This is a genomic window from Rhizobium cerradonense, assembly GCF_030182455.1.
GTDB lineage: Bacteria > Pseudomonadota > Alphaproteobacteria > Rhizobiales > Rhizobiaceae > Rhizobium.
In genome coordinates this window covers 162415-183454 of sequence record NZ_JAQJCK010000002.1, presented here as the reverse complement: position 1 = coordinate 183454, position 21040 = coordinate 162415, and the positions used below count along the sequence as shown (strand labels likewise).

The 21040-nt window shown below is 60.3% G+C and carries 22 protein-coding genes; 4 read left to right on the top strand and 18 right to left on the bottom strand.

Annotated features, from left to right (window positions below; all coding sequences use genetic code 11):
• Window positions 1–7: 7 nt before the first annotated feature.
• From PH547_RS05075 to ybgC, 5 genes are all read right to left on the bottom strand, one after another.
• Window positions 8–424, bottom strand: coding sequence for an energy transducer TonB (locus PH547_RS05075; protein ID WP_104824146.1), 417 nt, complete (start codon window positions 422–424; stop codon window positions 8–10).
• Window positions 424–1743 (bottom strand): hypothetical protein, encoded by a 1320-nt coding sequence (locus PH547_RS05070; RefSeq protein WP_104824147.1) that lies wholly within the window; start codon window positions 1741–1743, stop codon window positions 424–426. The genes PH547_RS05075 and PH547_RS05070 overlap by 1 nt, the downstream gene beginning before the upstream one ends.
• A 9-nt stretch (window positions 1744–1752) precedes the next feature.
• Window positions 1753–2211: a protein TolR gene (gene tolR / locus PH547_RS05065; protein WP_028754561.1), complete on the bottom strand. Its 459-nt coding sequence runs from the start codon at window positions 2209–2211 to the stop codon at window positions 1753–1755.
• 27 nt (window positions 2212–2238) lie between these two features.
• Window positions 2239–2961 carry a protein TolQ gene (tolQ, locus tag PH547_RS05060; RefSeq protein ID WP_104824148.1) on the bottom strand — a complete coding sequence of 241 codons (723 nt, stop codon included), beginning with the start codon at window positions 2959–2961 and terminating at the stop codon, window positions 2239–2241.
• A 424-nt stretch (window positions 2962–3385) separates the two neighbouring features.
• Window positions 3386–3841 carry a tol-pal system-associated acyl-CoA thioesterase gene (gene ybgC, locus PH547_RS05055; protein WP_104824149.1) on the bottom strand — a complete coding sequence of 152 codons (456 nt, stop codon included), beginning with the start codon at window positions 3839–3841 and terminating at the stop codon, window positions 3386–3388.
• A 137-nt stretch (window positions 3842–3978) separates the two neighbouring features.
• Between ybgC and PH547_RS05050 the strand changes: the two genes are divergently transcribed.
• Genes PH547_RS05050 through PH547_RS05040 form a run of 3 tightly spaced genes read left to right on the top strand, consistent with a single transcriptional unit; the run spans window position 3979 to window position 6985 of the window.
• The gene (locus tag PH547_RS05050) at window positions 3979–5199 is read left to right on the top strand and encodes an NAD-dependent epimerase/dehydratase family protein (RefSeq protein WP_104824150.1); all 1221 of its coding nucleotides are present in this window, start codon (window positions 3979–3981) and stop codon (window positions 5197–5199) included.
• The gene (locus tag PH547_RS05045) at window positions 5199–6062 is read left to right on the top strand and encodes a glycosyltransferase (protein WP_285167890.1); all 864 of its coding nucleotides are present in this window, start codon (window positions 5199–5201) and stop codon (window positions 6060–6062) included. The genes PH547_RS05050 and PH547_RS05045 overlap by 1 nt, the downstream gene beginning before the upstream one ends.
• The gene (locus PH547_RS05040) at window positions 6059–6985 is read left to right on the top strand and encodes an NAD-dependent epimerase/dehydratase family protein (protein ID WP_285167697.1); all 927 of its coding nucleotides are present in this window, start codon (window positions 6059–6061) and stop codon (window positions 6983–6985) included. Before PH547_RS05045 ends, PH547_RS05040 begins: the two co-directional genes overlap by 4 nt.
• Here PH547_RS05040 and PH547_RS05035 read toward each other — a convergent pair.
• The 6 genes from PH547_RS05035 to ruvC form a co-directional block, all read right to left on the bottom strand.
• On the bottom strand, window positions 6954–7517 hold the full coding sequence (locus PH547_RS05035) for a DinB family protein (protein ID WP_285167696.1): 564 nt from the start codon (window positions 7515–7517) through the stop codon (window positions 6954–6956). The genes PH547_RS05040 and PH547_RS05035 overlap by 32 nt on opposite strands.
• Window positions 7518–7532: 15 nt before the next feature.
• Window positions 7533–8042: an NUDIX hydrolase gene (locus PH547_RS05030; protein ID WP_285167695.1), complete on the bottom strand. Its 510-nt coding sequence runs from the start codon at window positions 8040–8042 to the stop codon at window positions 7533–7535.
• Window positions 8043–8046: 4 nt separating this feature from the next.
• Window positions 8047–8949 (bottom strand): metallophosphoesterase, encoded by a 903-nt coding sequence (locus PH547_RS05025; RefSeq protein WP_285167694.1) that lies wholly within the window; start codon window positions 8947–8949, stop codon window positions 8047–8049.
• On the bottom strand, window positions 8946–9989 hold the full coding sequence (gene ruvB, locus PH547_RS05020) for a Holliday junction branch migration DNA helicase RuvB (RefSeq protein WP_028754570.1): 1044 nt from the start codon (window positions 9987–9989) through the stop codon (window positions 8946–8948). The genes PH547_RS05025 and ruvB overlap by 4 nt, the downstream gene beginning before the upstream one ends.
• A 161-nt stretch (window positions 9990–10150) precedes the next feature.
• A complete protein-coding gene (gene ruvA / locus PH547_RS05015; RefSeq protein WP_285167692.1) occupies window positions 10151–10765 on the bottom strand; it encodes a Holliday junction branch migration protein RuvA in 615 nt (204 codons plus the stop codon).
• Between the two features lie 77 nt (window positions 10766–10842).
• Entirely contained in the window at window positions 10843–11355 is a 513-nt protein-coding gene (gene ruvC, locus PH547_RS05010) for a crossover junction endodeoxyribonuclease RuvC (protein WP_028754576.1), read from the bottom strand.
• 194 nt (window positions 11356–11549) lie between these two features.
• Here ruvC and PH547_RS05005 point away from each other — a divergent pair, with 194 nt between their 5' ends.
• The gene (locus PH547_RS05005) at window positions 11550–12548 is read left to right on the top strand and encodes an LLM class flavin-dependent oxidoreductase (RefSeq protein ID WP_285167690.1); all 999 of its coding nucleotides are present in this window, start codon (window positions 11550–11552) and stop codon (window positions 12546–12548) included.
• A 67-nt stretch (window positions 12549–12615) separates the two neighbouring features.
• On the opposite strand, the gene PH547_RS05000 is transcribed toward PH547_RS05005, so the two are convergent.
• The 7 genes from PH547_RS05000 to mprF form a co-directional block, all read right to left on the bottom strand.
• A complete protein-coding gene (locus PH547_RS05000; RefSeq protein ID WP_104824158.1) occupies window positions 12616–13362 on the bottom strand; it encodes a YebC/PmpR family DNA-binding transcriptional regulator in 747 nt (248 codons plus the stop codon).
• A 173-nt stretch (window positions 13363–13535) separates the two neighbouring features.
• Entirely contained in the window at window positions 13536–14378 is an 843-nt protein-coding gene (locus PH547_RS04995; protein ID WP_104824159.1) for an MBL fold metallo-hydrolase, read from the bottom strand.
• 125 nt (window positions 14379–14503) lie between these two features.
• Entirely contained in the window at window positions 14504–15328 is an 825-nt protein-coding gene (locus tag PH547_RS04990; protein ID WP_104824160.1) for a TIGR00282 family metallophosphoesterase, read from the bottom strand.
• Window positions 15329–15331: 3 nt separating this feature from the next.
• On the bottom strand, window positions 15332–15919 hold the full coding sequence (locus tag PH547_RS04985) for a 5-formyltetrahydrofolate cyclo-ligase (RefSeq protein ID WP_283047224.1): 588 nt from the start codon (window positions 15917–15919) through the stop codon (window positions 15332–15334).
• A 106-nt stretch (window positions 15920–16025) separates the two neighbouring features.
• Complete coding sequence (locus PH547_RS04980; RefSeq protein WP_285167686.1) at window positions 16026–16703, bottom strand: HAD-IA family hydrolase; 678 nt, start codon at window positions 16701–16703, stop codon at window positions 16026–16028.
• A gap of 222 nt (window positions 16704–16925) precedes the next feature.
• Window positions 16926–18323 (bottom strand): virulence factor, encoded by a 1398-nt coding sequence (locus PH547_RS04975; protein WP_104824162.1) that lies wholly within the window; start codon window positions 18321–18323, stop codon window positions 16926–16928.
• Window positions 18320–20929: a bifunctional lysylphosphatidylglycerol flippase/synthetase MprF gene (gene mprF / locus PH547_RS04970; protein ID WP_104824163.1), complete on the bottom strand. Its 2610-nt coding sequence runs from the start codon at window positions 20927–20929 to the stop codon at window positions 18320–18322. The genes PH547_RS04975 and mprF overlap by 4 nt, the downstream gene beginning before the upstream one ends.
• Window positions 20930–21040: the final 111 nt, after the last annotated feature.

The following is a 21040-nucleotide window of genomic DNA, read 5'->3' as shown; positions in this document are numbered from 1 at the left end:
TTCAGCATTAATGCCCGAAGTCGTCGGCTTTGAAGTCAATGACTACTTCTCTCCAGGCGTCATTTTTATTCATTGGGAGATCTTTGAACGGAACTGATCTTAGAATTGCTCTATAGATGCTCGCGGCAATTGCCGTGCGCGTGGCAGCGGGTCCGCCAATCATGGTGATCTTTGGTTCACCAATAATTTTGCCCGACTGACCTACCTTTATGCGTACCTTCGCTCGAACCTTATCCGCCCCATCCAAACCGGGCACCATGGACCAGTTGCTAGCGATGCGATTCTCTATCTCGGCCTCTGCAGCTTGATCCGACTGGGGCATCAAGTGCTTAGCTTCAGCCGATGTGGAGAGCGTGGCCGCGAGCGAGACCAATAAGGAAACGAAAGCGAAACGACATCGATTCATATTGGCTATGCTCACCATCACAGCCCCAGGTCCGCTGCGCTGAAGTTGACGACAACTTCTTGCCAATCGTCGTATTTGTCCGGCGGCAGGATCTTCATGAAATCCACCTGCGACCGCAACACCGCGCGAACGGCGCCGCCCTGCAAGGCAGCCTGTGTCGACGCCGGTCCGCCGCTCGCGGAGACTTCCGGTTCACCGACGATCTGGCCGGACTTGTCGAGCTTGAAATGCACTTTGATCTTCACATCGCCCGCGCCTTCCAGGCCAGGAATGATATTCCAGTTCTTGGCGATCAGGTCGCGCAGGCCGTCCTGTTGGCTCTGGCTGAGCTTGCCGCTACTCAGCGACTTCATGCCACCGGTCGAAGCGACATTGGTCTGTGCACCCGCAGAAGTTGACTTCGCCGAGCGCTTGGCACCGCCGCCGGACGAGGTGTTATTGAGCACCTTGTTGATCTCATCGGCGAGGCCATTATCCAGACCGGCATTCGAGCCTTTTGCCGTCTCGCGCTTCTTGTCGCTGTCGCCCTGCCCGTTATCGGTCGAGGTGTTCTTGCTCGTGCTTTGAGTGGTCGTCTTGTCCGTTGGCTTGGCTGTTGGTTTGGCTTCCGCCACCTGTTGTGGCTTCACCACAGGCTTTTGCTCCGGCTTCGGGTCGGGCTTCGCCTCGGCAGTCTTCGGCGGCTGGACTGGCTGCGGCTTCACGTCCGGAACAGGAACCTTGTCCGCCGGCGGCTGCGCAGCCTCCTCGGTCGGGTTTTCGGTCACCGGCTTCGGATCAGCCTTTTGCGGAGTCGGTGTCGGGGTCGGCGTGGGTGTTGGCGCAGGCGTGACCTCGCTCTTCTGCGGCGTCGGCTCCGTCTTCTGTGGCGTGGGGGTGGGCGTCGGTGTCGGTGTGGGGGTCACATCCGGCTTCTGCTGCGGAACAGCAGCCACTTCCTTCGGCGCAGCCTCTGTATCCTGCTGCTCGATCGTCTTGACATCGTTCGGCCGCGGATCGTTCTGCGGCACCGGAACGTCGGTCTTCTTCGGCGCGAGGGCGGCGTTCTCATCTTGCGGACGCTGCGTCGGCACGGCCGGGTTCTTCAGGTCGATATCGTTTTCGCCGGCATTCTGCGCGTTCGCGACCTGGGTCTGCTTCTTGGTCTGCTTCGGCGCCGCATGATCCGTCACCGGCGCATGCTTCTCACCCTGCTGAAGCTGATCGGCGGGGACGATATCGACGTCCATCGCCGTGCTCTCCGGCGTCTCCAGAGGCGCAGGCGCACTCAGCGTCAGCATGGCGCCGATCAGCACCAAGATGTGAATGACGGCAGATGTGGCGATGCTGCGCTTCATGTCGATCCGTCAATGGTCCGTTATCTGCTGCGTAACCAGGCCGATATTCTTGTAGCCGGCCTCCTGGATGCGCGACATGACGTCGGCGATGACGCCATAGGGCGCTTTTCCGTCGCCGCGTACGAAAATGCGTTCATTGTAGCCGGTGGTGGCGATCGCCTTCAGCTTGGCGGCAATGTCGGCCGCTTCGATCTGCGTTTCCTGCAGGAAGACCTGGCCGTCCTGCTTGATGGAAATGGTGATCGGCTGGGTCTGGGCGTTCAATGCGCCGGCCTGCGTTTGCGGCAGGTCGATCGGCACGCCGGATGTCATCATCGGCGCGGCCACCATGAAGATGATCAGCAGCACGAGCATGACGTCGACCAGCGGCGTCACGTTGATATCGGCGATCGGACCGCCTCGGCCACCGCCGCGACGCCCGCCCCGGCGGCCACCGCCGCCACCCTTGCCTCCAACAGACATTGCCATGTGATTTACTCCGGTTCCGTCTGCGATTTACTGCGCAGCCTGGCGCGGCTGCAGCTTCTCATCGATCTGGCGCGACAGGATGGCGGAGAATTCGTCCGCGAAGCCTTCCATGCGCGCCGAGAGCTTGCCGGCGTCGGCCGAGAACTTGTTGTAGGCGATAACTGCGGGAATAGCGGCGACGAGGCCGATCGCGGTCGCGAGCAAGGCTTCTGCGATACCGGGGGCGACGACCGCGAGATTGGTCGACTTCGAACCGGCGATCGCCTGGAACGAGGTCATGATACCGACGACGGTGCCGAAGAGACCGATGAACGGGCCGGCCGAACCGATGGTCGCAAGCGATCCGAGGCGGGCGACCAGATGTTCCGATTCACGCGCCAACGTCACGTCCATGGCGCGATCGATACGCATCTGCAGGCCGATCGGCGAACGCGCGCCGCGCTCGAACGACTTCTTCCATTCGCGCATGGCGGCGACGAAGATGGCGCCCAGTCCCGTATTGGTACGCTCCGAAAGCGTGCGATAGAGTTCCTCGAGCGACTGGCCCGACCAGAAGACCTGCTCGAAATGATCGAACTGCCGGCGGGCCCGGGCATAGCTCAGATACTTGTCGATGACGATCGCCCAGGTCCATACGGAGGCCGCGAGCAGTCCGAGCATGACAAGCTTGACCACCAAGCCTGCCTGCATGAAAAGCGACCAGAGGGTGATGTCCGGTGTGGTGGCCGCTGCCAATGCTACTTGTTCCATTGATCCAAAATCCCCGAATCCAAACGCCCGGCGCTAGACCGGGCGGCTAAAAGTGATCTCACAAGAAATGTTTGGCAGCCGCCGCTGAACGCCCTGGTCAAAGCCTTCCAAGCTTACAACTGCCTTCTTGCCGTCAAATTTGGTCAAAGGAAGGCGTGCGCCGCACAAACTCCGACAACGGCAGTAAGACACTATTATGGTTAAAAGAATGTTAGCGTCGGAGCATGAAAGATTTGACGGTGACGAAGGTTATTCTGTCTCCTGGAAAGAACGGACCGGACGAAACCGGCGGCAGGCACAAAACAGTTCTTGCGCGCGGGAATTCCTTCACACAAAACTCAAGTTTTAGCAAGGAGACTTTTCGAGGCCTCCGACATCGCCACACACGGCTGCCTGCTGGCTCTAAGCAGCCTCCCTTATGGCACTAAACCACAGCCTCGGACGCCACCAGCATCTGCGCAGCCAGCTTTTCCGGTAACCGCCGCGGTTTTCCCTTGGCGTTGATTACCGCGATAATGACCTTGGCCGCGATCAGCAGCGTCTCACCGCGGCGGATTTCCTGGGACAGCACCATCTTGGCGCCACCGGCCTTCTCGGTCGTTGTGCGAATCACCAACAGGTCGTCCATTCGCGCCGGCCCCCTGAAGTCGATCTCCATACGGTGAACGACAAAAACCAGCCCCTCCTCGTCGGCATTCAGGAGCTCGCGCTGTTCCACGCCGAGGCAGCGCAGATAGTCCGTGCGGCCGCGTTCGAGGAAGTGGAGGTAGCGCGCATGATAGACGAGGCCGGAAAAATCCGTATCCTCATAATAGACTCGCTGCACCAGCCGGTGGCTACCGGCTTCCAGTTCCCCGGCAATCAGAAAGGGGCTGTTCATCGTCGCCGCATCTCCAAAAAATCTGGGGACCCTCTTTGGCCGAACTTCTGCCATCAAGCAAGCTTTGAACGATTGTCATAAATACTGACTATCCGGAATGGTGCCGGATAGCGATCGACGCAGAAGGATACGATCTCATGAAAATAGCGGTTATGGGCGGCGACGGTTTCATTGGTTGGCCAACCTCGCTGCATCTCTCCGATGCCGGTCATGAGATCCATATTCTCGACAATCTCTCCCGCCGCTGGATCGACACGGAGCTCGGTGTGCAATCGCTGACGCCGATGGATTCGATCCAGGAGCGCACCCGCATCTGGCATGCGGAGACCGGCCGCCGCATCCACTTCCACCTCATCGATCTCGCAAAAGACTATGAGCTTCTGAAAAAGTGGCTCGCCGAGCATCGCCCCGACGCCATCGTCCACTTTGCCGAACAGCGCGCCGCGCCCTATTCGATGAAGAGCGACCGCCACAAGAATTACACGGTCAACAACAATGTCAGCGCCACGCATAATCTCCTGAATGCGCTGGTCGAACTCAACCTTGACGCCCATCTCGTCCATCTCGGCACCATGGGTGTCTATGGCTATTCCACGGTCGGCGCCGCCATTCCGGAAGGCTACCTGCCCGTCGGCATCGAGACCGTCGATGGCCGGACCGTCAATCAGGATATTCTCTATCCGGCCAATCCGGGTTCGATCTACCACATGACCAAATGCCTGGATCAACTCCTCTTCCAGTTCTATGCCAAGAACGACGGTCTCAGGATTACCGACCTGCATCAGGGCATCGTCTGGGGCACGCATACGGAGCAGACGCGCCGTCACGAACAATTGATCAACCGCTTCGACTATGACGGCGATTACGGCACAGTACTGAACCGCTTCCTCATCCAGGCGGCGATCGGCTACCCCTTGACCGTGCACGGCACCGGCGGCCAGACCCGCGCCTTCATCCACATCCAGGATTCGGTGCGCTGCATCGAGCTGGCGCTGAAGAACCCGCCGCCGCGCAATGCGCGTGTCGAGATCTTCAATCAAATGACGGAGACGCATCGGGTCCGCGATCTCGCCGAGATGATCGCCAAGTTGAGCGGTGCGGAAATCGTCCGGCTGCCCAACCCACGGAAGGAAGCGCCGGAGAACGACCTGATCGTCAAGAACGACAAGTTCCTCGATCTCGGCCTGGCGCCGATCACCCTGCAAGCGGGTCTTTTGAGCGAAATCGTCGATGTCGCCAGGAAATATGCCTATCGCGTCGATCGCTCGCGCGTTCCGGCCGTTTCCGCCTGGACCAAGGATCTCGCGGCGACGGTCAACCACGATCCCGAAGGCAAGCGATTGAAGTCGGTCTCATGATGTTCGGAAGCGAAATCCTGCAGGGGATACGGCCGCGCTCCACCCCGCAAGCGCGGCAAGCCTTCGTCACGCTCGTCACCAATGCCGACTACGCCATGGGCGCGTTGGCATTGATGCATTCGATTTCGCGCACCAGCACCAGAGCCGATATGGTGGTTCTACACACGGCAGGCGTCGACGAAAGTGATCTTGCGCCGCTGAAAGGACTCGGCTGCCGGCTGGTGGAAGTGGAACATCTGGCGCTTTCCGATGAATTCAACGAGCGCCACGCGCGCGGCAATCTGCATGCCAACGCTCCCTTCACCAAGGGCCGCAAACCATCATTCCACTCGCCGCTCGATAATTTCTGCAAGCTCAGGCTCTGGCAGCTCATCGAGTATGACACCTGTGTCTTCATCGATGCGGATGCATTGGTGCTGAAGAATGTCGACAGGCTCTTCGACTATCCGGAATTTTCCGCCGCACCCAACGTGTATGAAAGCCTTGCGGACTTTCATCGAATGAATTCCGGCGTCTTCGTCGCCAAGCCGTCGCTCGCGACCTTCAAGGACATGCTGAAGCTGCTCGATCGTCCCGACGTTTTCTGGCGGCGCACCGACCAAACCTTTCTCGAGACATTCTTCCCGGATTGGCACGGCCTGCCGGTCTTCATGAATATGCTGCAATATGTATGGTTCACCATGCCCACGCTTTGGGACTGGAACAGCATTTCGATCCTGCATTACCAATATGAAAAGCCTTGGGAGAAGAACCACCCGAAGGCCGATCAACTGAAACCGCTGATCGATTTGTGGCACCATTTCCATGCCGGGCGTGACGTGCCAGACATCACCGCATTCGCCAATCCGAAAGAGGCGGCATGAAAGTTCTGGTCTCGGGCGGGACAGGTCTCGTCGGCCGCTATATCGTCGAGGAGCTGCTTGCTGCTGGATATCAGGTTGCCGTCGGCGGCCGCAACGCACCGGAATCCAGCCTCTTCTCCCAGCCCGTCACCTTCGTGCCATTTAGCCTCGACCCTTCTGAGGATCAGAGCGACGTCTTCGACGATGCCTATTTCTTCGTGCACGCGGCCTTCGCGCATGTCCCCGGCAAATATCGCGGCGGCGAAGGCGACGATCCCGAGAGCTTCCGCCGGCTCAATCGGGATGGCACGATAAAGCTATTCGAGACGGCAAAACGCGCGGGCATCCGCCGCTGCATCTTTCTCTCGTCGCGCGCCATCTATGGTGATCGGCTGGCCGGCGAGACGCTGACGGAAGACATCATCCCGACGCCGAACACGCTCTATGGCGAAGTGAAGCGCGATGCCGAACACGCCCTCTTCTCCTTGTCCGCGCCCGGCTTCCTGACGGCAAGCCTAAGGGCGACGGGCGTCTACGGCGACCTCCGGCCGAACAAATGGGATGATCTTTTCACGGACTACCTTGCGGGAAAGACCGTTCCTTCCCGCGCCGGAACCGAAGTCCACGGTCGCGACCTCGGCCGCGCCGTCCGCCTGCTCTTGGAAACAGAGACCAGCCGCATCAATGGCGAGGCTTTCAACCTCTCGGATATTCTCACCGATACGCACAATATCCTTGCGCACTTGCAGCGGGCAACCGGCTGTCCGAACCCCCTGCCCGCACCCGCGTTACAAGGCGTCGTCAGCGCTATGGATACGTCGAAAATCCGCGCGCTCGGCTGGCGCGGCGGCGGCACGGCCTTGCTGGAAGAAACTATTGCGAAATTGACGATGCCGCCGCGCCATGCGGGTTTCAGCGCATCAGAATCGTCTCGTCCCAGCTAAGCGCCGCCAAGTCCTCACCCCGAAATCTCGCATCGTCGGCAACGATGAATTCATCCAGTTGCGGCGGGGCGACGCTGCTGCCGGCGAGCATGGCATGCACCTGCCCGCGATGATGGGTCTGGTGCTGGAAAAGATGGTTCAGCACATCCTCCGCACGCTCCCTCTGGATGCGGTCGCCGCGATGCAGATCGATCACCCGTACCAGCCCCTCGGGATTCAGATGTTCACACAGAACCACGAGCCGCGCGTCGACTTTGCCTTGCTCCACCGTCAATGCATCGAGCGTGTCGAATGGCTCTTCGATGTCGAAAGCCTTAAGACCAAGCGTCCCGCCCTCCAGCGCATCGACATAAAACCAGTCGACGGTCAGGATGTGATTAAGGGTCAACTTGATCGACGGAAAGAAGCTCACCCGCCTGGCCTCGAACTCACCAGGGCGAAGCGCCGCACAAGCCCGATGCAATCGAGTATTCGCCAAGGCGTTGTTGTAAGCGAGCTTGCGGAACACGCGGATCGGATCGAAACCGGACATGCTGCACTCCCTCCTCTACGCTTTGTCGAGATCGCCGTCCCGCCAAACCAGATGGCGCGCGGTTATCGGCAGACTTTCGATTTCGTCGGCAATGAAATAGGGCGGAATATCGAGTGCAACCAGCGCCTCGCGCGTGGCCGGCACCCATTTGAATTCGAGATGATTGTCGCCGTCTTGGATGCGATGAACGATCTCCTCCGGCCGAAACGGGAAACCCCGGGGGATATCCATCACATAGTAGAGCCCCAGCTCATGCCAATCACGGCGCTCGTAGTGAAAGAAGTTCTCCACCATCCAAAGCAGCCGGCCAACCACAACGTCGACGCCCAGCTCCTCCATCATCTCTCGCCGCAACGTCTCCTGCGACGTCTCGCCGATTTCCGCCCTGCCGCCCGGAAAGGTCCAGAACGGCTCATGCACAGCGCGGTGGACGAGCACATGCCCCTCGCGAAAACCAAGGCCCGCCACGCGCATCTGGTATCGCGCATGACCGGCGTTCACCCTGATGGCCCTGCGTTTCGACATCGCCCTATCCCAGATCGATCACAACGATTTCCGGCGGGACGCCGACGCGAACCGGCGCCACCGAACAGCCCAGGCCGCCGGAGACGATGATATGGCGGTCCTCTTCGACAATATGGCCATAGACATACCGGTCGCCATAGCGCGACGGCAGATAGGGCGACCAGCCGAAAACCCTGACCTGCCCGCCATGCGTATGACCGGACAAGGTCAGCGACACGCGCGACGGCACGGTCGGAAAGATATCGGGCTCATGGGCGAGGAGGATAACCGGCGCCTCGTCATTCACCTGCGCCAGTGTGCCGTCGAGATCATCGAGCCCCGTCGTGAACTGGCGCTTCCAGCGGACGCTCCGGCGCAAAGCAAGCTGATCCTCGACGCCTGCCAGCCAAAAGCCGTGTCCATCCTTTTCGAGACGAGCCGAACGATTGGAATAGACCGGAATTCCGACATCCGCCAATGCCTTGTGACTGAAGGTCGGGCCTGAGCCGCGCTTTTGCGCCGCCGCATCGTGCCACCAGTCATGATTGCCGACGATTGCGTGAACGCCGAGCGGCGCCTTCAGGGCCGCGAGCTCCGCCGCCCACACCCGATGATCGACGCGTCCGGTTACGAAATCCGTCCCCGACGTGTAATCGCCGAGCAGAACGATGATATCGCCACCGAGATCGTTGGCACGGGTGCAAATGGAGGCGATGCGATCGGCCGTCATCCACGGTCTGCACGCATGAAAATCGGCAAGGGCTACGATCCTCAGTTTCAGCCCCGGCGCCCAACCAGGCGGCGTCAACTGGTAGCGGGCCACGTTGAGGCGCAAGACGGGCTCGTATCCAAAGGCATAGCCACCGAGCGCCATCAATCCGACGATACTGCTGCCGAAGAGCTTCAGGAAACCGCGACGGCCGATCACTCGCCTTCCTCCTGGAACAGCCTGAACTGTGCTGCCTCCAGGTCCTTTGGCGGCTGCATCCCGAGATGTCGCCAGGCGATCGCCGTCAGTACGCGGCCGCGCGGCGTACGCTGAATGAAACCCTGCTGTATCATATAGGGCTCGATGATATCCTCGATCGCGTCGCGCGGTTCGGAGAGGCCCGCGGCGATGGTTTCGATGCCGACCGGGCCGCCGCCGAAATTGACGGCGATCATGTTGAGATAGCGCTTGTCGAGCTGATCGAAACCGACATTGTCGACCAGCAGCCGCGTCAATGCCTCATCGGCGATCTCGCGGGTTACCGCCTCGGCCTTTGCCACTTCGGCGAAATCGCGCACCCTGCGCAGCAGGCGGCCGGCAATGCGCGGCGTGCCGCGGGCGCGTCTGGCAATCTCGCGCGCGCCCTCTTCGGTTATCCCGAGCCCCATCAGCCGCGCTCCGCGGCGGACGATCAGCTCCAGTTCCTCGACCGTATAGAAGCTCAAGCGAACAGGAATGCCGAAACGGTCACGCAGCGGCGTCGTCAGCAGGCCGAGACGCGTGGTGGCGGCGACCAGCGTGAACTTTGCGAGATCGATCTTCACCGAACGCGCCGCCGGGCCTTCGCCAATAATCAGATCAAGCTGGAAATCCTCCATGGCCGGATAGAGAATTTCTTCGACGGCCGGATTGAGGCGATGGATTTCATCGATGAAGAGCACGTCCCGCTCTTCGAGATTGGTCAGAAGCGCGGCAAGATCGCCGGCCTTGGCGATGACCGGGCCGGACGTCGAGCGGAAATTGACGCCGAGTTCCTTCGCCATGATCTGCGCCAGCGTCGTCTTGCCGAGACCCGGGGGGCCGACGAACAGCACATGGTCCAACGCCTCGCCGCGTCCTTTCGCAGCCTCGATGAACACCTTGAGATTGGCGCGAGCCTCCGCCTGGCCGGTGAACTCGTCCAGCGACTGCGGCCTAAGCGTCACATCCAGGTCTTCGCCCCGCTTTTCCGGCGATATCAAGCGTGCGGCTTCGCTCATGTCAGACGTTCCATTCCCGGTATGCGTTTTGCGGCTTTGATGCTGAAGACCATGGCGGTCACCATGGCTCCCTCCCTTAGATCACCATTCCGTGGAAGAGCGCCATGAATCGATCTCCTTACCTTGAGACAATAGTAAGGAATAGAAAAAGGTGCAAAGGATCACCGTGCGAGCTCCTTCAAGCCCAGCCGGATCAGCTTGGCGCTGTCTGCCTCCTCACCCGCCGATTTCATCGCAGCCGCAACCGCATTTGCGGCCTGGTCGCGGGAATAGCCGAGATTGGTGAGCGCAGAAACGGCATCGGCGACCGGGGCGGAAGCGACACCCTCGCCCAATTCCTGCTTTAGGCCGATATTGATCGCCTCGCCCGCAAAGGCCGGCGCCTTGTTCTTCAGCTCGGTGACGATGCGCATCGCCACTTTCGGCCCGACACCCGGCGCCCGGGATACGGCGCCGCGGTCCTGCAGCGCGATCGCATTGGCGAGTTCCGACGGCGTCAGCGTCGACAACAGTGCCAGCGCCACCTTCGCGCCGATACCCTGCACCGTCTGCAGAAGATTGAACCACTCCCGTTCAAGCACCGTCGTGAACCCGAAAAGACGGATCTGGTCCTCGCGGACATAGGTCTCGATGAAGAGAACACAGGCCTCGCCGGCCGAGCCGAGTTTCGACAGCGTACGCGCCGAACAATAGGCGACGTAGCAGACGCCGTGCACATCCACGAGCGCATAGTCCTCGCCGATCTCTTCGATTGTGCCTTTCAACTTGCCGATCATGAATGATGTCCGTCAGGGATGGGTTTCGGGAGAGATAAGGTCAAGTGAAGGAAAGTAAGAGCGATAACGAAAACAAACTACCCCGCCAGCGCCGCCTGGCGCATCCGGCTGGCGCCGCGATTATGGGCATGGCAGATGGCGATGGCGAGTGCATCGGCGGCGTCGTTGCCTTTGAACTCCACCTTCGGCATCAGGATCTTCAGCATCATGTGGATCTGCTGCTTCTCGCCATGACCCACACCGATCACTGCCTTCTTGACGGCATTCGGCGCATATTCGGCAACCTGCAGCCCGGCGCGCGCCGGCACGAGCATGGCGATACCGCGCGCCTGGCCGAGCTTCAGCGTCGCCACCGCATCCTTATTGACGAAGGTCTGTTCGACAGCGGCTTCATCCGGCTTGTAGCTGTGGACGATATCGGCAAGCCCATCGTGAAGCTGGCAGAGGCGCGACGCGAGATCCATCTCGCCGTCCGACGTCACCGTCCCCGAGGCCACGAAACGCAGGGAATTGCCCAATGTGTCGATAATGCCCCAGCCGGTGCGGCGCAGGCCGGGATCGATGCCGATGATTCGAATCGTATTCTGCATGCGTCAACCTATCTTTGGAGCTGCAGATGTGCCAGCAAAATGTGAACAAAACAAAAACAAACTCCCAAACCCAGCCTCTTTCTGCAGCTTTGAAATTAGGGTGACGAAATTGCCGGGCAGGGTTTGGAATGGAGTGTCGGCGCTCCTACATGGAGACAATTGCTCCTCCCCTTTCACCACGCAGGTCTCTTGCCATGGTCCCCTTTTCCATCCTCGATCTTTCGCCCGTTGCCGAGGGCAGCACAGTCAGCCAATCCTTCGAAGGCTCGAAGCGCCTAGCGCAGAAGGCGGAAGCGCTTGGCTACACCAGGTTCTGGCTGGCGGAGCATCATGGCATGCCCGGCGTCGCCAGCGCCGCGACCGCGGTTGTTATCGGCCATGTCGGAGCAGCCACGTCGCGTATCCGCATCGGCTCGGGCGGCGTCATGCTGCCGAACCATTCGCCGCTGGTGATAGCGGAGCAATTCGGCACGCTCGAAGCCCTGTTCCCCGGCCGCGTCGATCTCGGTCTCGGTCGTGCGCCGGGCACGGATATGCGCACGGCGCAGGCCCTGCGTCGCAACCTCGATGCCGGCGCCCAGAGCTTCCCCAATGATATTGTCGAGCTGCAGCATCTGTTCAGTCCGGCCGACGAGAACCAATCGATCCTTGCCGTGCCCGGCAACGGCGCCAAGGTGCCGATCTGGCTGCTCGGATCGAGCCTCTACAGTGCCCATCTCGCCGCCATGCTCGGCCTGCCCTATGCTTTCGCCTCGCATTTTGCGCCGGAAGCTTTGCTCGATGCGGTTGCCATCTATCGCGACCGCTTCACGCCGTCGGCAACGCTCGACAAACCCTATGTCATGGTCGGCGTCATGGGCTCGGCCGCGGAGACCGACGAAGAGGCGGATTATCACTTCACCTCGGCACAGCAGCAATTCGTCAACCTGCGCCGCAATGTCCGCGGCCCCTTCCCTCGCCCCCGCAGGGACATGGACGATTTCTGGACGCCTATGGAAAAACTGAATGTCGAACACACCCTGCGTTACGCCATTGTCGGCTCACCCGCGACTGCGGAGGCCAAGCTTTCGCAGTTCATCAAGGATACGGAAGCGGACGAAGTGATCATTTCGATGCCGATCCACGACATCGAGGCGCGGCTGAGATCGGTGGAGCTATTCGCGCAATTGCCGTCATTCAAGAAGGCTGCCTAATAATAGAAAAGCCCCAGTCTCCCTTGGCAAAACCTGGGAGACTGGGGCTTATTTTTAGAGGAAAAAATCAGGCCGAGAGCTTGGCCAGAATCTCTTCGGAGACTTCGAAGTTCGAGTAGACGTTCTGCACGTCGTCATCGTCTTCCAGGCTGTCGATGAGCTTCATCAGCGACTGTGCCTTTTCTTCATCGACCGGCACATTGTTCTGGGCACGCCAGATCGCCTTGACGGTTTCGGCTTCGCCGAGCGTTGCTTCGAGTGCCTTGGCAACCTCGTTCATCGCTTCGAAACCGCAGATGATGGTGTGGCCTTCCTCATCGCTCTCGACATCGTCGGCGCCGGCTTCGATCGCGGCTTCCATCACCTTATCCGCATCGCCGACCTCGGGCTTGTAGGTGATTTCACCGACATGGTCGAAGGAGAAGGAGACCGAGCCGGTTTCGCCAAGCGCGCCGCCGGCCTTCGTGAAGATCGAGCGGACGTTCGACGCGGTGCGGTTGCGATTGTCGGTTAGAGCCTCGACGATGATCGCCGTGCCGCCGGGGCCGTAGCCCTCATAGCGGACCGCATCGTAATTCTCGGTATCTGCGCCGGAGGCTTTCTTGATGGCGCGATCGATATTGTCCTTGGGCATCGACTGCGCCTTGGCGTTCTGGATCGCCAGGCGCAAACTTGCGTTCATGCTCGGATCAGGCAGACCCGACTTGGCGGCAACAGTGATTTCACGTGCCAGCTTCGAGAACATTTTCGAACGCACCGAGTCCTGACGACCCTTGCGATGCATGATGTTTTTAAACTGTGAATGGCCAGCCATGGCACCCCTGTTCACGTCTTTTGTTGGGAATGGGCCGCCTTATAAGAGCGAAGTGGCTTTCATTCAAGCAAAAAGCCCGCAAGGACGCCCACGACAGGGCGCCCGGTAGCGATATCCTTCGAAGGTGTGCCCGGGCGGAGGGAGAGGGCCGCCCGGGCATCGTGCTGATCGGCTCAAAGCCCCCTCAGCACGTAAATCAGCGGCTTGCGCGGCAGGGTTTTCAGCGAAACGGTGGTGCTTGCGGTGGGCGCATAGGCGATGTCGAAATCCGGGCCGAACATCGCCAGGAATTGCTGTATCGGCGGCCCCCAGCGGTGCATTGGCAGAATGAGCGACGAACGCAGCCGTTTCACCACCCGGCTCATGCTGTCCGCGCCCATGGTAAGGCCGCCATCGACCGGCACCATGACGACATCGAGCCGGCCGATTTCGGCATATTGCTTGTCGTTGAGCTCGAAATGCAGGTGCCCAAGATGGCCGATGCAGAGCCCGGCCACTTCGAAGATGAAGATCGAATTGCCGTTCGCCTCGACACCTCCCGACCATCCACGAATATCGGTCACCACGTTGCGGATCAGCGTATCGCCGACAGTCAGATTGATCTTCGCCGGCTCGCCGGGCGTATCGCTCCAGCCGTGCAGCACATATTTGATCGCCGGATCCGGGGTCAGCGTGTAATGGCTTGGATGCGCCTTGTTCATCGTCACGACGGTCGGCGTATAAGGCGGGACAAAGGCGCCGCTGAAATCGGTCGCGATCGACACACCGCCGGGTGTCTCTATGAAGAGGGTGGCATGACCGAGGAAGGTGATTTTTACATCGCCGCCGACGGGATCGTTGGCCGGAAGCGGGGCTGAACCGGAAAAGCTGGCGAATGTCGCTTTCGGCAGCGACTGCGCGATCGCCTGACATTGGCTGACATGTGGGCGGGACGGTCTCTGCTGGGCGCCTGCGGCACTCCAACCAGCCACGGCCAGCAGGAAGATCACAGCGAAGACGGGAAATCGCAGCATCATGCCATCCCTTCAGCTCCACAGAGCCGCGAAGGATGCGGTATGAGCTGAGGTGCGTCCAGCCGCAATCCGATCAGATTGCTCACAATCGCGTCATCGCTGCCGCGTGATCAACGGCAGGACAATAGCTAACGCCAGAATTCCGGAATGGTTTCGGCCAGACGCGGCCCGATCCTGAGCGGCGCGATCTTTTCGGCAAGCCCCGTCGCATCCGATATCTCGACGCCGACGCCGCAGATGGTGGCCGGCCCGGAAGCCGCCTCGAAACGGCCCTTCGGCATCTTCGAAATGAAGCGGTTGAGCGGCTCTTCCTTCTCCATGCCGAGCGACGAGTCATAGTCGCCGCACATGCCGGCATCCGACATGTAGGCGGTGCCGCCGTTCAGGATCTGCGCGTCCGCGGTCGGCACATGCGTATGCGTGCCGACAACAAAGCTGGCGCGACCATCCACGAAATGGCCGAAACATTGTTTTTCGCTTGTCGCTTCCGCATGGAAATCGAACACGATGGCGTCTGCCTGCTCTTTCAGCGGGCAGGCATCGAGGATCGCTTCCGCCGCCTTGAAAGGATCGTCCAGCTCCGGATGCATGAAGACACGGCCCATGATGTTGGCGACGAGCACCCGGGCGCCGTTGCGGGCATAATAGATACTGGAGCCGCGACCGGGCGTGCCGGCCGGATAATTGGCGGGGCGCAGAAACTGGTCGTGGCGCCCACAGAACACCACCGCTTCCTTCTGATCCCAGACGTGATTACCCGTCGTCACCACATCGGCGCCGGCATTGATCGTTTCCAGAAAGATGTCCTCGGTGATGCCGAAGCCGCCGGCGGCGTTCTCGCCGTTGACGATGACGAAGTCGAGCTTCAGATCGGAAATGAGGCCCGGCAGGCGATCCCATACCGCAACCCGTCCGGTCTTGCCGACCATGTCACCTAAAAATAGCAGCCGCATTTCCTATCCAATCTCTACGGAAACGAAATTGAGGCCGCTCTCGGTCAAAATCGCGTCAAGACGGACATCATGCGGCTCAGCCGGTACTGATGGCACTTCTTGGCAATCAAATGCAATGCCGATCAGCCGCGGATTCAGCCCTTTTTGCTGCAGATGATCAATGGCGCGATCATAGTAGCCGGCGCCGTAGCCAATACGATGGCCAGTGCTGTCGAAAGCCGAAAGCGGCACCAGCATGATATGCGGGTCCAACACTGGAGCCTCTGGTCCGGGCCCCGCCGTGCCGAAACCACTGGAAACCAGCTCCGCGCCTGGAACGAGTTCGCGAAAGACGATGGTGCGTTTATCGAGAATGACCGGCACGCAAAGCCGCGCACCCCGCTCGCGCAGCCGCGCCATCAGCGGCCGTATGTCCACTTCGGACCGGATCGGCAGGAAGCCGGACACAATCTCACCAGGCTGAAGCTCGATCGCATCGCCGGCATGCGCAAGCATCGCCAACCCTTTCTCGATCCGCTCGTCGGGGGGAATGGCGTCACGCGCTGCCAGGCGCTCGTTGCGATATAGGGTTTTCAGCTCTTTGGGGTTCATCAGGCTTTCGCGGAGTTCGACAATATCACGAAAACATAATGAGCCGGCGGCCCATTGCAATGCGTGAAAGCGACATGCCGGTGATTGCATGCTGGCCGGGTGGACGTCAACCGTCCCTACGCATCACCGAAATCCGACCATCATCATCGATATGCGCGCGAACATTCTCGTAGTTCAGCAGCGTCGAATGATTGGTGTCGACCGGATGGGAATGCGTCGCCGTAATCACCATGACGTCGGCGCCCGCGGTTTCGCCGGCCTTGATGCCGGCCATTACGTCCTCGAAGACCAGGCAATCGGACGGCCGCATACCGAGACGCTCGGCGCCGAGGATGTAGCATTGCGGATCGGGTTTGCCGATCCTGACGTCTTCGGCGGTGACGATGAAGCGTGGGACCGGAACACCGGCGGCGGCAAGGCGCGCCTGGGCCAGCCGATGCGGCGAGGAGGTGACGATCGCCCAGCGCTCCGGCGGCAGCGAGGCCAGGAATTCGATGGCGCCGGGGAGCGGCACCACGCCCTCGACATCGGCGATTTCCGCTTCCATGATCAGCAGCGATTCCGCCAGCGGATCGACACCCGGCAGGTTCAACCGGCCGATCGTATCGACGCCGCGCGAACCGTGCATGGTCGGCATGAATGCCGCGACATCCAGCCCCTTGCTGCGCGCCCAATCGCCCCAGACACGCTCGGCGGCAGCGATCGAGTTGATGATCGTGCCGTCCATGTCGAACAGGAATCCGGAATAGCTTTTATCGAAGGCGAGAGACGATGCGACGGACAAGATTTAGTCCCTTTCGGTTTGGCGGGATCATTTTGGCGGGATCGGTCGGTACAAGCCATGTCTGACTCGCGTAGTCCTTCCTCCGACTAGCGATTGCGGCGGTTAGAAGCAAATGAATGCTGGGCGGCAGGCGGGTAAAAGCTCCGCTCGTTGAGCTCCGCGTGGCATGAAGCTCAATTGCCGGATATGCGCGACGATCAGGCCGCCGCGCATATCGGTACATTACTCGCCGAGCCGGCTCTTCAGGCCATCGATGATATGATTGGCCAGCGCCTCGTAGTCATCGTCGAAATGATGGCCACCCTCCATGGCGATGACTTCGGCGCCCGTGCCCTTCAGCGATGGGCAGGCGACATCCTCGTCGTCATCCTTGCCGTAGATGCATTGAACCGTCTTCGGATTGATCGACTTGAGGTCGCTGAGGGGATCGCCGCCCTTGCCTTCGCTTTCGGCGCCGAGCCAACCCATGACCGAGATCACATAGTCGACCTTGCGCGACAGCGACAGCAGCGACATCTGCACGATCCTGTCCTTGTCCGGCTGCTTCAGCCGGTTATAGCTCGCCGGCAGCACGTCGGCGCCGAAGGAATAGCCGATCAGCACCACATGCTTCACCTTGAAGCGCTTGGTATAATACTGGATCATGCGGGCGAGATCGTCGGCGGTCTGCTGTGGATCGCGCTCCGACCAGAAGTAATGCAGCGAATCGACACCGACGACTGGGATGCCCTGGTCCTGCAGATAGCTGCCGACTTCCTTGTCGATATCGCGCCAGCCGCCGTCGCCGGAATAGACGATCGCCAGCGTGTCTTCCGTCGGCTTGGTGTTCATGACATCGACCGGTAGCCCGAGCGGCGACTTTTCGCTGTCGATCGTCTTCATCAGATCCACCAGCCCGGCGCTCAGCGCCGCATAGGTGTCATCCTCGTCGGAATCGGTGACCTGAACATCAGGATGCTCCTTCTGGATCTCCTCGACATGTTCGCGTCCATCCTTGGGCGCGTTCGAGGTGAAGGTCGCAAGGATCGGGTTCGGCAGCGCGCCATCTTGCAGGCCGAAGGACACCATGTCGCCATCGGTCTTCTTTTCGGCCGGCGTGCAAAGCTCCTGCTTCAGCGCGATGCCGAAGGTCGGATTGACGGCGAGCGTGCCGGCAACGGTGGCGTCCGGAGTCTGCGCGGCGATAGTCAGCGCCATAGCGCCGCCGGCGCCGACACCGGCGATGACCGGCAATTGATAGGTGCTGTCGGCAAAAGAGCGCTGCACCTGCTGGCTCAGCGACTCCAGATCGGAGACCATGTAGATGCAGCCGTCATTCTGATTGACGTCATACTTATTGAGCGATGCCAGGAAGGACGGGTAATCGATACCGATGACCAGAGTGCCGTTGGCAACGAGCTTTTCGGCGACGCCCTTTTCCTTGTCGCCCCAGCCGGCAGCGTCGGAGATCAGCACGACCTCGCTCGTCACCTTACCCTGCGGACGCATGATGTGTGGCGGAGAGATCATGCCGAGATCGTATTTGGTATCGTCCTCGTCCGCTCTCGCCGCGCCTGATGCCAGTAGGCCCGTTGTCAACATGAATGCGAAAGCCAATGACATTGCGTATTTCAAGATCATTTCCTCACGACCCCCTTAAGTCCGCCCCCGATGAGGAATGTGGCATCCATCAACGCGATCATTGGACTGACACCTCCCGAAACGGCCAAGTAACGAGGCTGCCATTCGGGATGAAATTTGGATTTGAAGGCACGAAGCCCTTTGAAATTATAGTAGCGCTCGCCGTGTTCGAAGACGGTTCCGCCGACCCTGTCCCAAACCGGTGCCGATTCCCGTCTCGACATGCCTGATAGCGGCGCCATGCCAAGGTTGAAGCGCTGGAAGCCCTGCTGCTTCAGATACTCGAGGATCTGCACGAACAGAAAATCCATCGATCCCTTCGGCGCATCGGGTGAAAAGCGCATCAGATCGACGGACCCCTCCTCCTTGGTCTCCGTCATCAGGATGTTAGCGAAAGCAACGATCTTACCATCCTTTTTCAACACGCCAACCGGCTGCGACACCACGTAGTCGGGATCGAAAGCGCCGAGCGAAAAACCCTTTTCCTTGGCGTTGTGATCGGCGAGCCATGTTTCCGAAACCTCGGCAAGCTGATCGATGACATCAGGCACATGCTGCGGCTCGATAACGGCAAATTCTAGTCCGTCCCGCACAGCGCGGCTCGCCGTCTGGCGAAGATTGGCCCATTTGCCGCCCTTCAGCTCGAAATTGGAAAGGTTGACCACCGCCAGTTCGCCGAGCTTGAAAGCACGTAAACCCGCATCGGCGCAATAGGACAAAAGCATCGGCGATATCTGATAGAAGACCGAACGGCAGCCGGCCGAACGGGCGGTTTCGACGAAGCGCCAGACCAGCTCGGGAAGGGCGTGCCGCGGCCCGATCGGATCGAACAGGGCGATCCAGGAACGGCCCTGCTTGCCATACATGATGAAGGCATCGCCCTTTTCGGAGAACATGATGCTTTTGTCGCCCATGCGCACGAGATTGGCGTCGGCAATGCCTTGCTTGCGAACGATTTCAACGGCCCGTTCGACGGCATGGTCGGAAACCGGCTCCAGGCGCGCGGTCGCCGGGCGCAGCAGGCTGAAGATCGCGATCGCCGACGAGACGATGGAGATGCCGAGCACTGCACGAAGTCCGCGCGGCGCTTCTTCGGTGAATTCGAACTGCCACCAGAGTTGGTTGCTATATTCGACGTCGCGATAGACGAAAAACAGGATGACGACGGCGCCGATGCAGATCACCGCGATTGCCGTCAGCCATCCCCCGGTCAGGGCTTGATTGAGCAGCGAAGCCGGACGCGTGAACAATCGGCGGCTGACGACGAGGCCGAAAACGAGGAAGGCGAGCAGCGCAGCCTCGACCACTGCGATGGCCTTCAGCAGCGAGAACAACAGCGCAAAAACCGCCGAGATGATCGAAACCCACCAGGCACCATCGAGACGTTGGCCGAGGCCGCGGGCGGCAACGATCATCGCCAAACCGAGAAGGCTGGAGATAAAATGCGCGCTTTCGACAAGTGACAGCGGCAGAAAACTGGAAAGAAATTCCAGGTTCCTGTCCGGCGTCGGCGTCACGCTCGAAAATACCAGCATCATGCCCAGCAGAAGCGCGAAGGTCGACAGCAACTGCGGCATCAGCCGGCCGCCGATACGCCTCATGCTCGAGGCGGCCGGGTGGTCCACGAAACGTCGCAGTTCCGCCGCCGAGACCGCAAGGATCGCGATCGCCAGCGGGATCACGTTGTAGATGACGCGGTAGAGAACCAGCGAGCCGAGAACGGCGTCGGCGTTCACGGAGCTGCCGAGCCAGGCGATGATGATCGTCTCGAAAACGCCGAAGCCGGCCGGAACGTGGCTCAGCACACCGAGGCCGACGGCGATGGCGTAGATGGCAAAGAAGCCCGGCCAGCCGATGGCCGAATCCGGGAGCAAGACATAGAGTACGGAGGCGGAAGCGGCGATGTCGACCGCGGTCACCAGGAATTGCCGCGACCAGGTCAGCGAATCCGGCAGGCGAATGGCGATCGGCCCGATCCGCACCTCTCGGCCATTGCGGCCGACGATGATAACGAAGGCAAGCGCAGCGATGATGGCGCCGGCAATCAAGCGCAGCCAAAGGCCGTCGACATTGATCAGCGGGCCGATCTCGTCGGCGATGATCAGCAGCGCGATGGCGCCGACGGCGGCAAGGCCAAGGCCGAAGGCCAGCGTCACAAAGGCGATAACGCGGGTAATATCGTCCGGGGACAGGCCGAGCCGGGTATAGGCGCGATAGCGGATGGCGCCGGCACTGAGCGCGCCGAAGCCGGCGGTATTGCCGACGGCATAGGCGCTGAAGGAGGTCAGCGCCACATGCGGGAACGGCAGCCGCTTGCCGATATATTCCAGCGCGTTCTGATCATAAAAGATCAGCGAAAAGAAACTGAGACCCGTGAAGAACAGGGCAAGCACGATGGACGAGACTTTCGTCGTCGCCAGCGCGTGCACGACATCGTCATAGCGCACCTCGTTCGTCAGATCGAAGATCGCATAGGCAGCGATACCGAAGACGGCGACGGTAAGGATAGCGACAATCAGCGTGCGATTGCGGTTCAAGAACCCACTTATGCCGCCGCGCGTCTCTAGGTCCTCATCGGCTTTTTCCAGATCGATTGGGGTCGACATGCTCTACCTGTTTGAAATGGCTTTCGCCGGTCCCGTTTGCTCGGATATGCAGTAACGGCAATCTGCGTCTGTGTGTGTTACCGCCAGCACTTCTTTCGACGGGCTCTTTTT

Bases quoted from the DNA above. Each gene is read 5' to 3' on its own strand.
- mprF (WP_104824163.1), bottom strand. From the start codon at position 20,929: ATGTCGACCCCAATCGATCTGGAAAAAGCCGATGAGGACCTAGAGACG.
- PH547_RS04990 (WP_104824160.1), bottom strand. From the start codon at position 15,328: ATGCGGCTGCTATTTTTAGGTGACATGGTCGGCAAGACCGGACGGGTT.
- PH547_RS04985 (WP_283047224.1), bottom strand. From the start codon at position 15,919: ATGAACCCCAAAGAGCTGAAAACCCTATATCGCAACGAGCGCCTGGCA.
- PH547_RS05045 (WP_285167890.1), top strand. From the start codon at position 5,199: ATGTTCGGAAGCGAAATCCTGCAGGGGATACGGCCGCGCTCCACCCCG.
- PH547_RS05075 (WP_104824146.1), bottom strand. From the start codon at position 424: ATGGTGAGCATAGCCAATATGAATCGATGTCGTTTCGCTTTCGTTTCC.
- ybgC (WP_104824149.1), bottom strand. From the start codon at position 3,841: ATGAACAGCCCCTTTCTGATTGCCGGGGAACTGGAAGCCGGTAGCCAC.
- PH547_RS05040 (WP_285167697.1), top strand. From the start codon at position 6,059: ATGAAAGTTCTGGTCTCGGGCGGGACAGGTCTCGTCGGCCGCTATATC.
- ruvC (WP_028754576.1), bottom strand. From the start codon at position 11,355: ATGCAGAATACGATTCGAATCATCGGCATCGATCCCGGCCTGCGCCGC.
- tolQ (WP_104824148.1), bottom strand. From the start codon at position 2,961: ATGGAACAAGTAGCATTGGCAGCGGCCACCACACCGGACATCACCCTC.
- PH547_RS05005 (WP_285167690.1), top strand. From the start codon at position 11,550: ATGGTCCCCTTTTCCATCCTCGATCTTTCGCCCGTTGCCGAGGGCAGC.
- tolR (WP_028754561.1), bottom strand. From the start codon at position 2,211: ATGGCAATGTCTGTTGGAGGCAAGGGTGGCGGCGGTGGCCGCCGGGGC.
- ruvA (WP_285167692.1), bottom strand. From the start codon at position 10,765: ATGATCGGCAAGTTGAAAGGCACAATCGAAGAGATCGGCGAGGACTAT.
- PH547_RS05070 (WP_104824147.1), bottom strand. From the start codon at position 1,743: ATGAAGCGCAGCATCGCCACATCTGCCGTCATTCACATCTTGGTGCTG.
- PH547_RS05050 (WP_104824150.1), top strand. From the start codon at position 3,979: ATGAAAATAGCGGTTATGGGCGGCGACGGTTTCATTGGTTGGCCAACC.
- ruvB (WP_028754570.1), bottom strand. From the start codon at position 9,989: ATGAGCGAAGCCGCACGCTTGATATCGCCGGAAAAGCGGGGCGAAGAC.
- PH547_RS05000 (WP_104824158.1), bottom strand. From the start codon at position 13,362: ATGGCTGGCCATTCACAGTTTAAAAACATCATGCATCGCAAGGGTCGT.
- PH547_RS05035 (WP_285167696.1), bottom strand. From the start codon at position 7,517: ATGTCCGGTTTCGATCCGATCCGCGTGTTCCGCAAGCTCGCTTACAAC.
- PH547_RS04975 (WP_104824162.1), bottom strand. From the start codon at position 18,323: ATGATCTTGAAATACGCAATGTCATTGGCTTTCGCATTCATGTTGACA.
- PH547_RS05030 (WP_285167695.1), bottom strand. From the start codon at position 8,042: ATGTCGAAACGCAGGGCCATCAGGGTGAACGCCGGTCATGCGCGATAC.
- PH547_RS04995 (WP_104824159.1), bottom strand. From the start codon at position 14,378: ATGATGCTGCGATTTCCCGTCTTCGCTGTGATCTTCCTGCTGGCCGTG.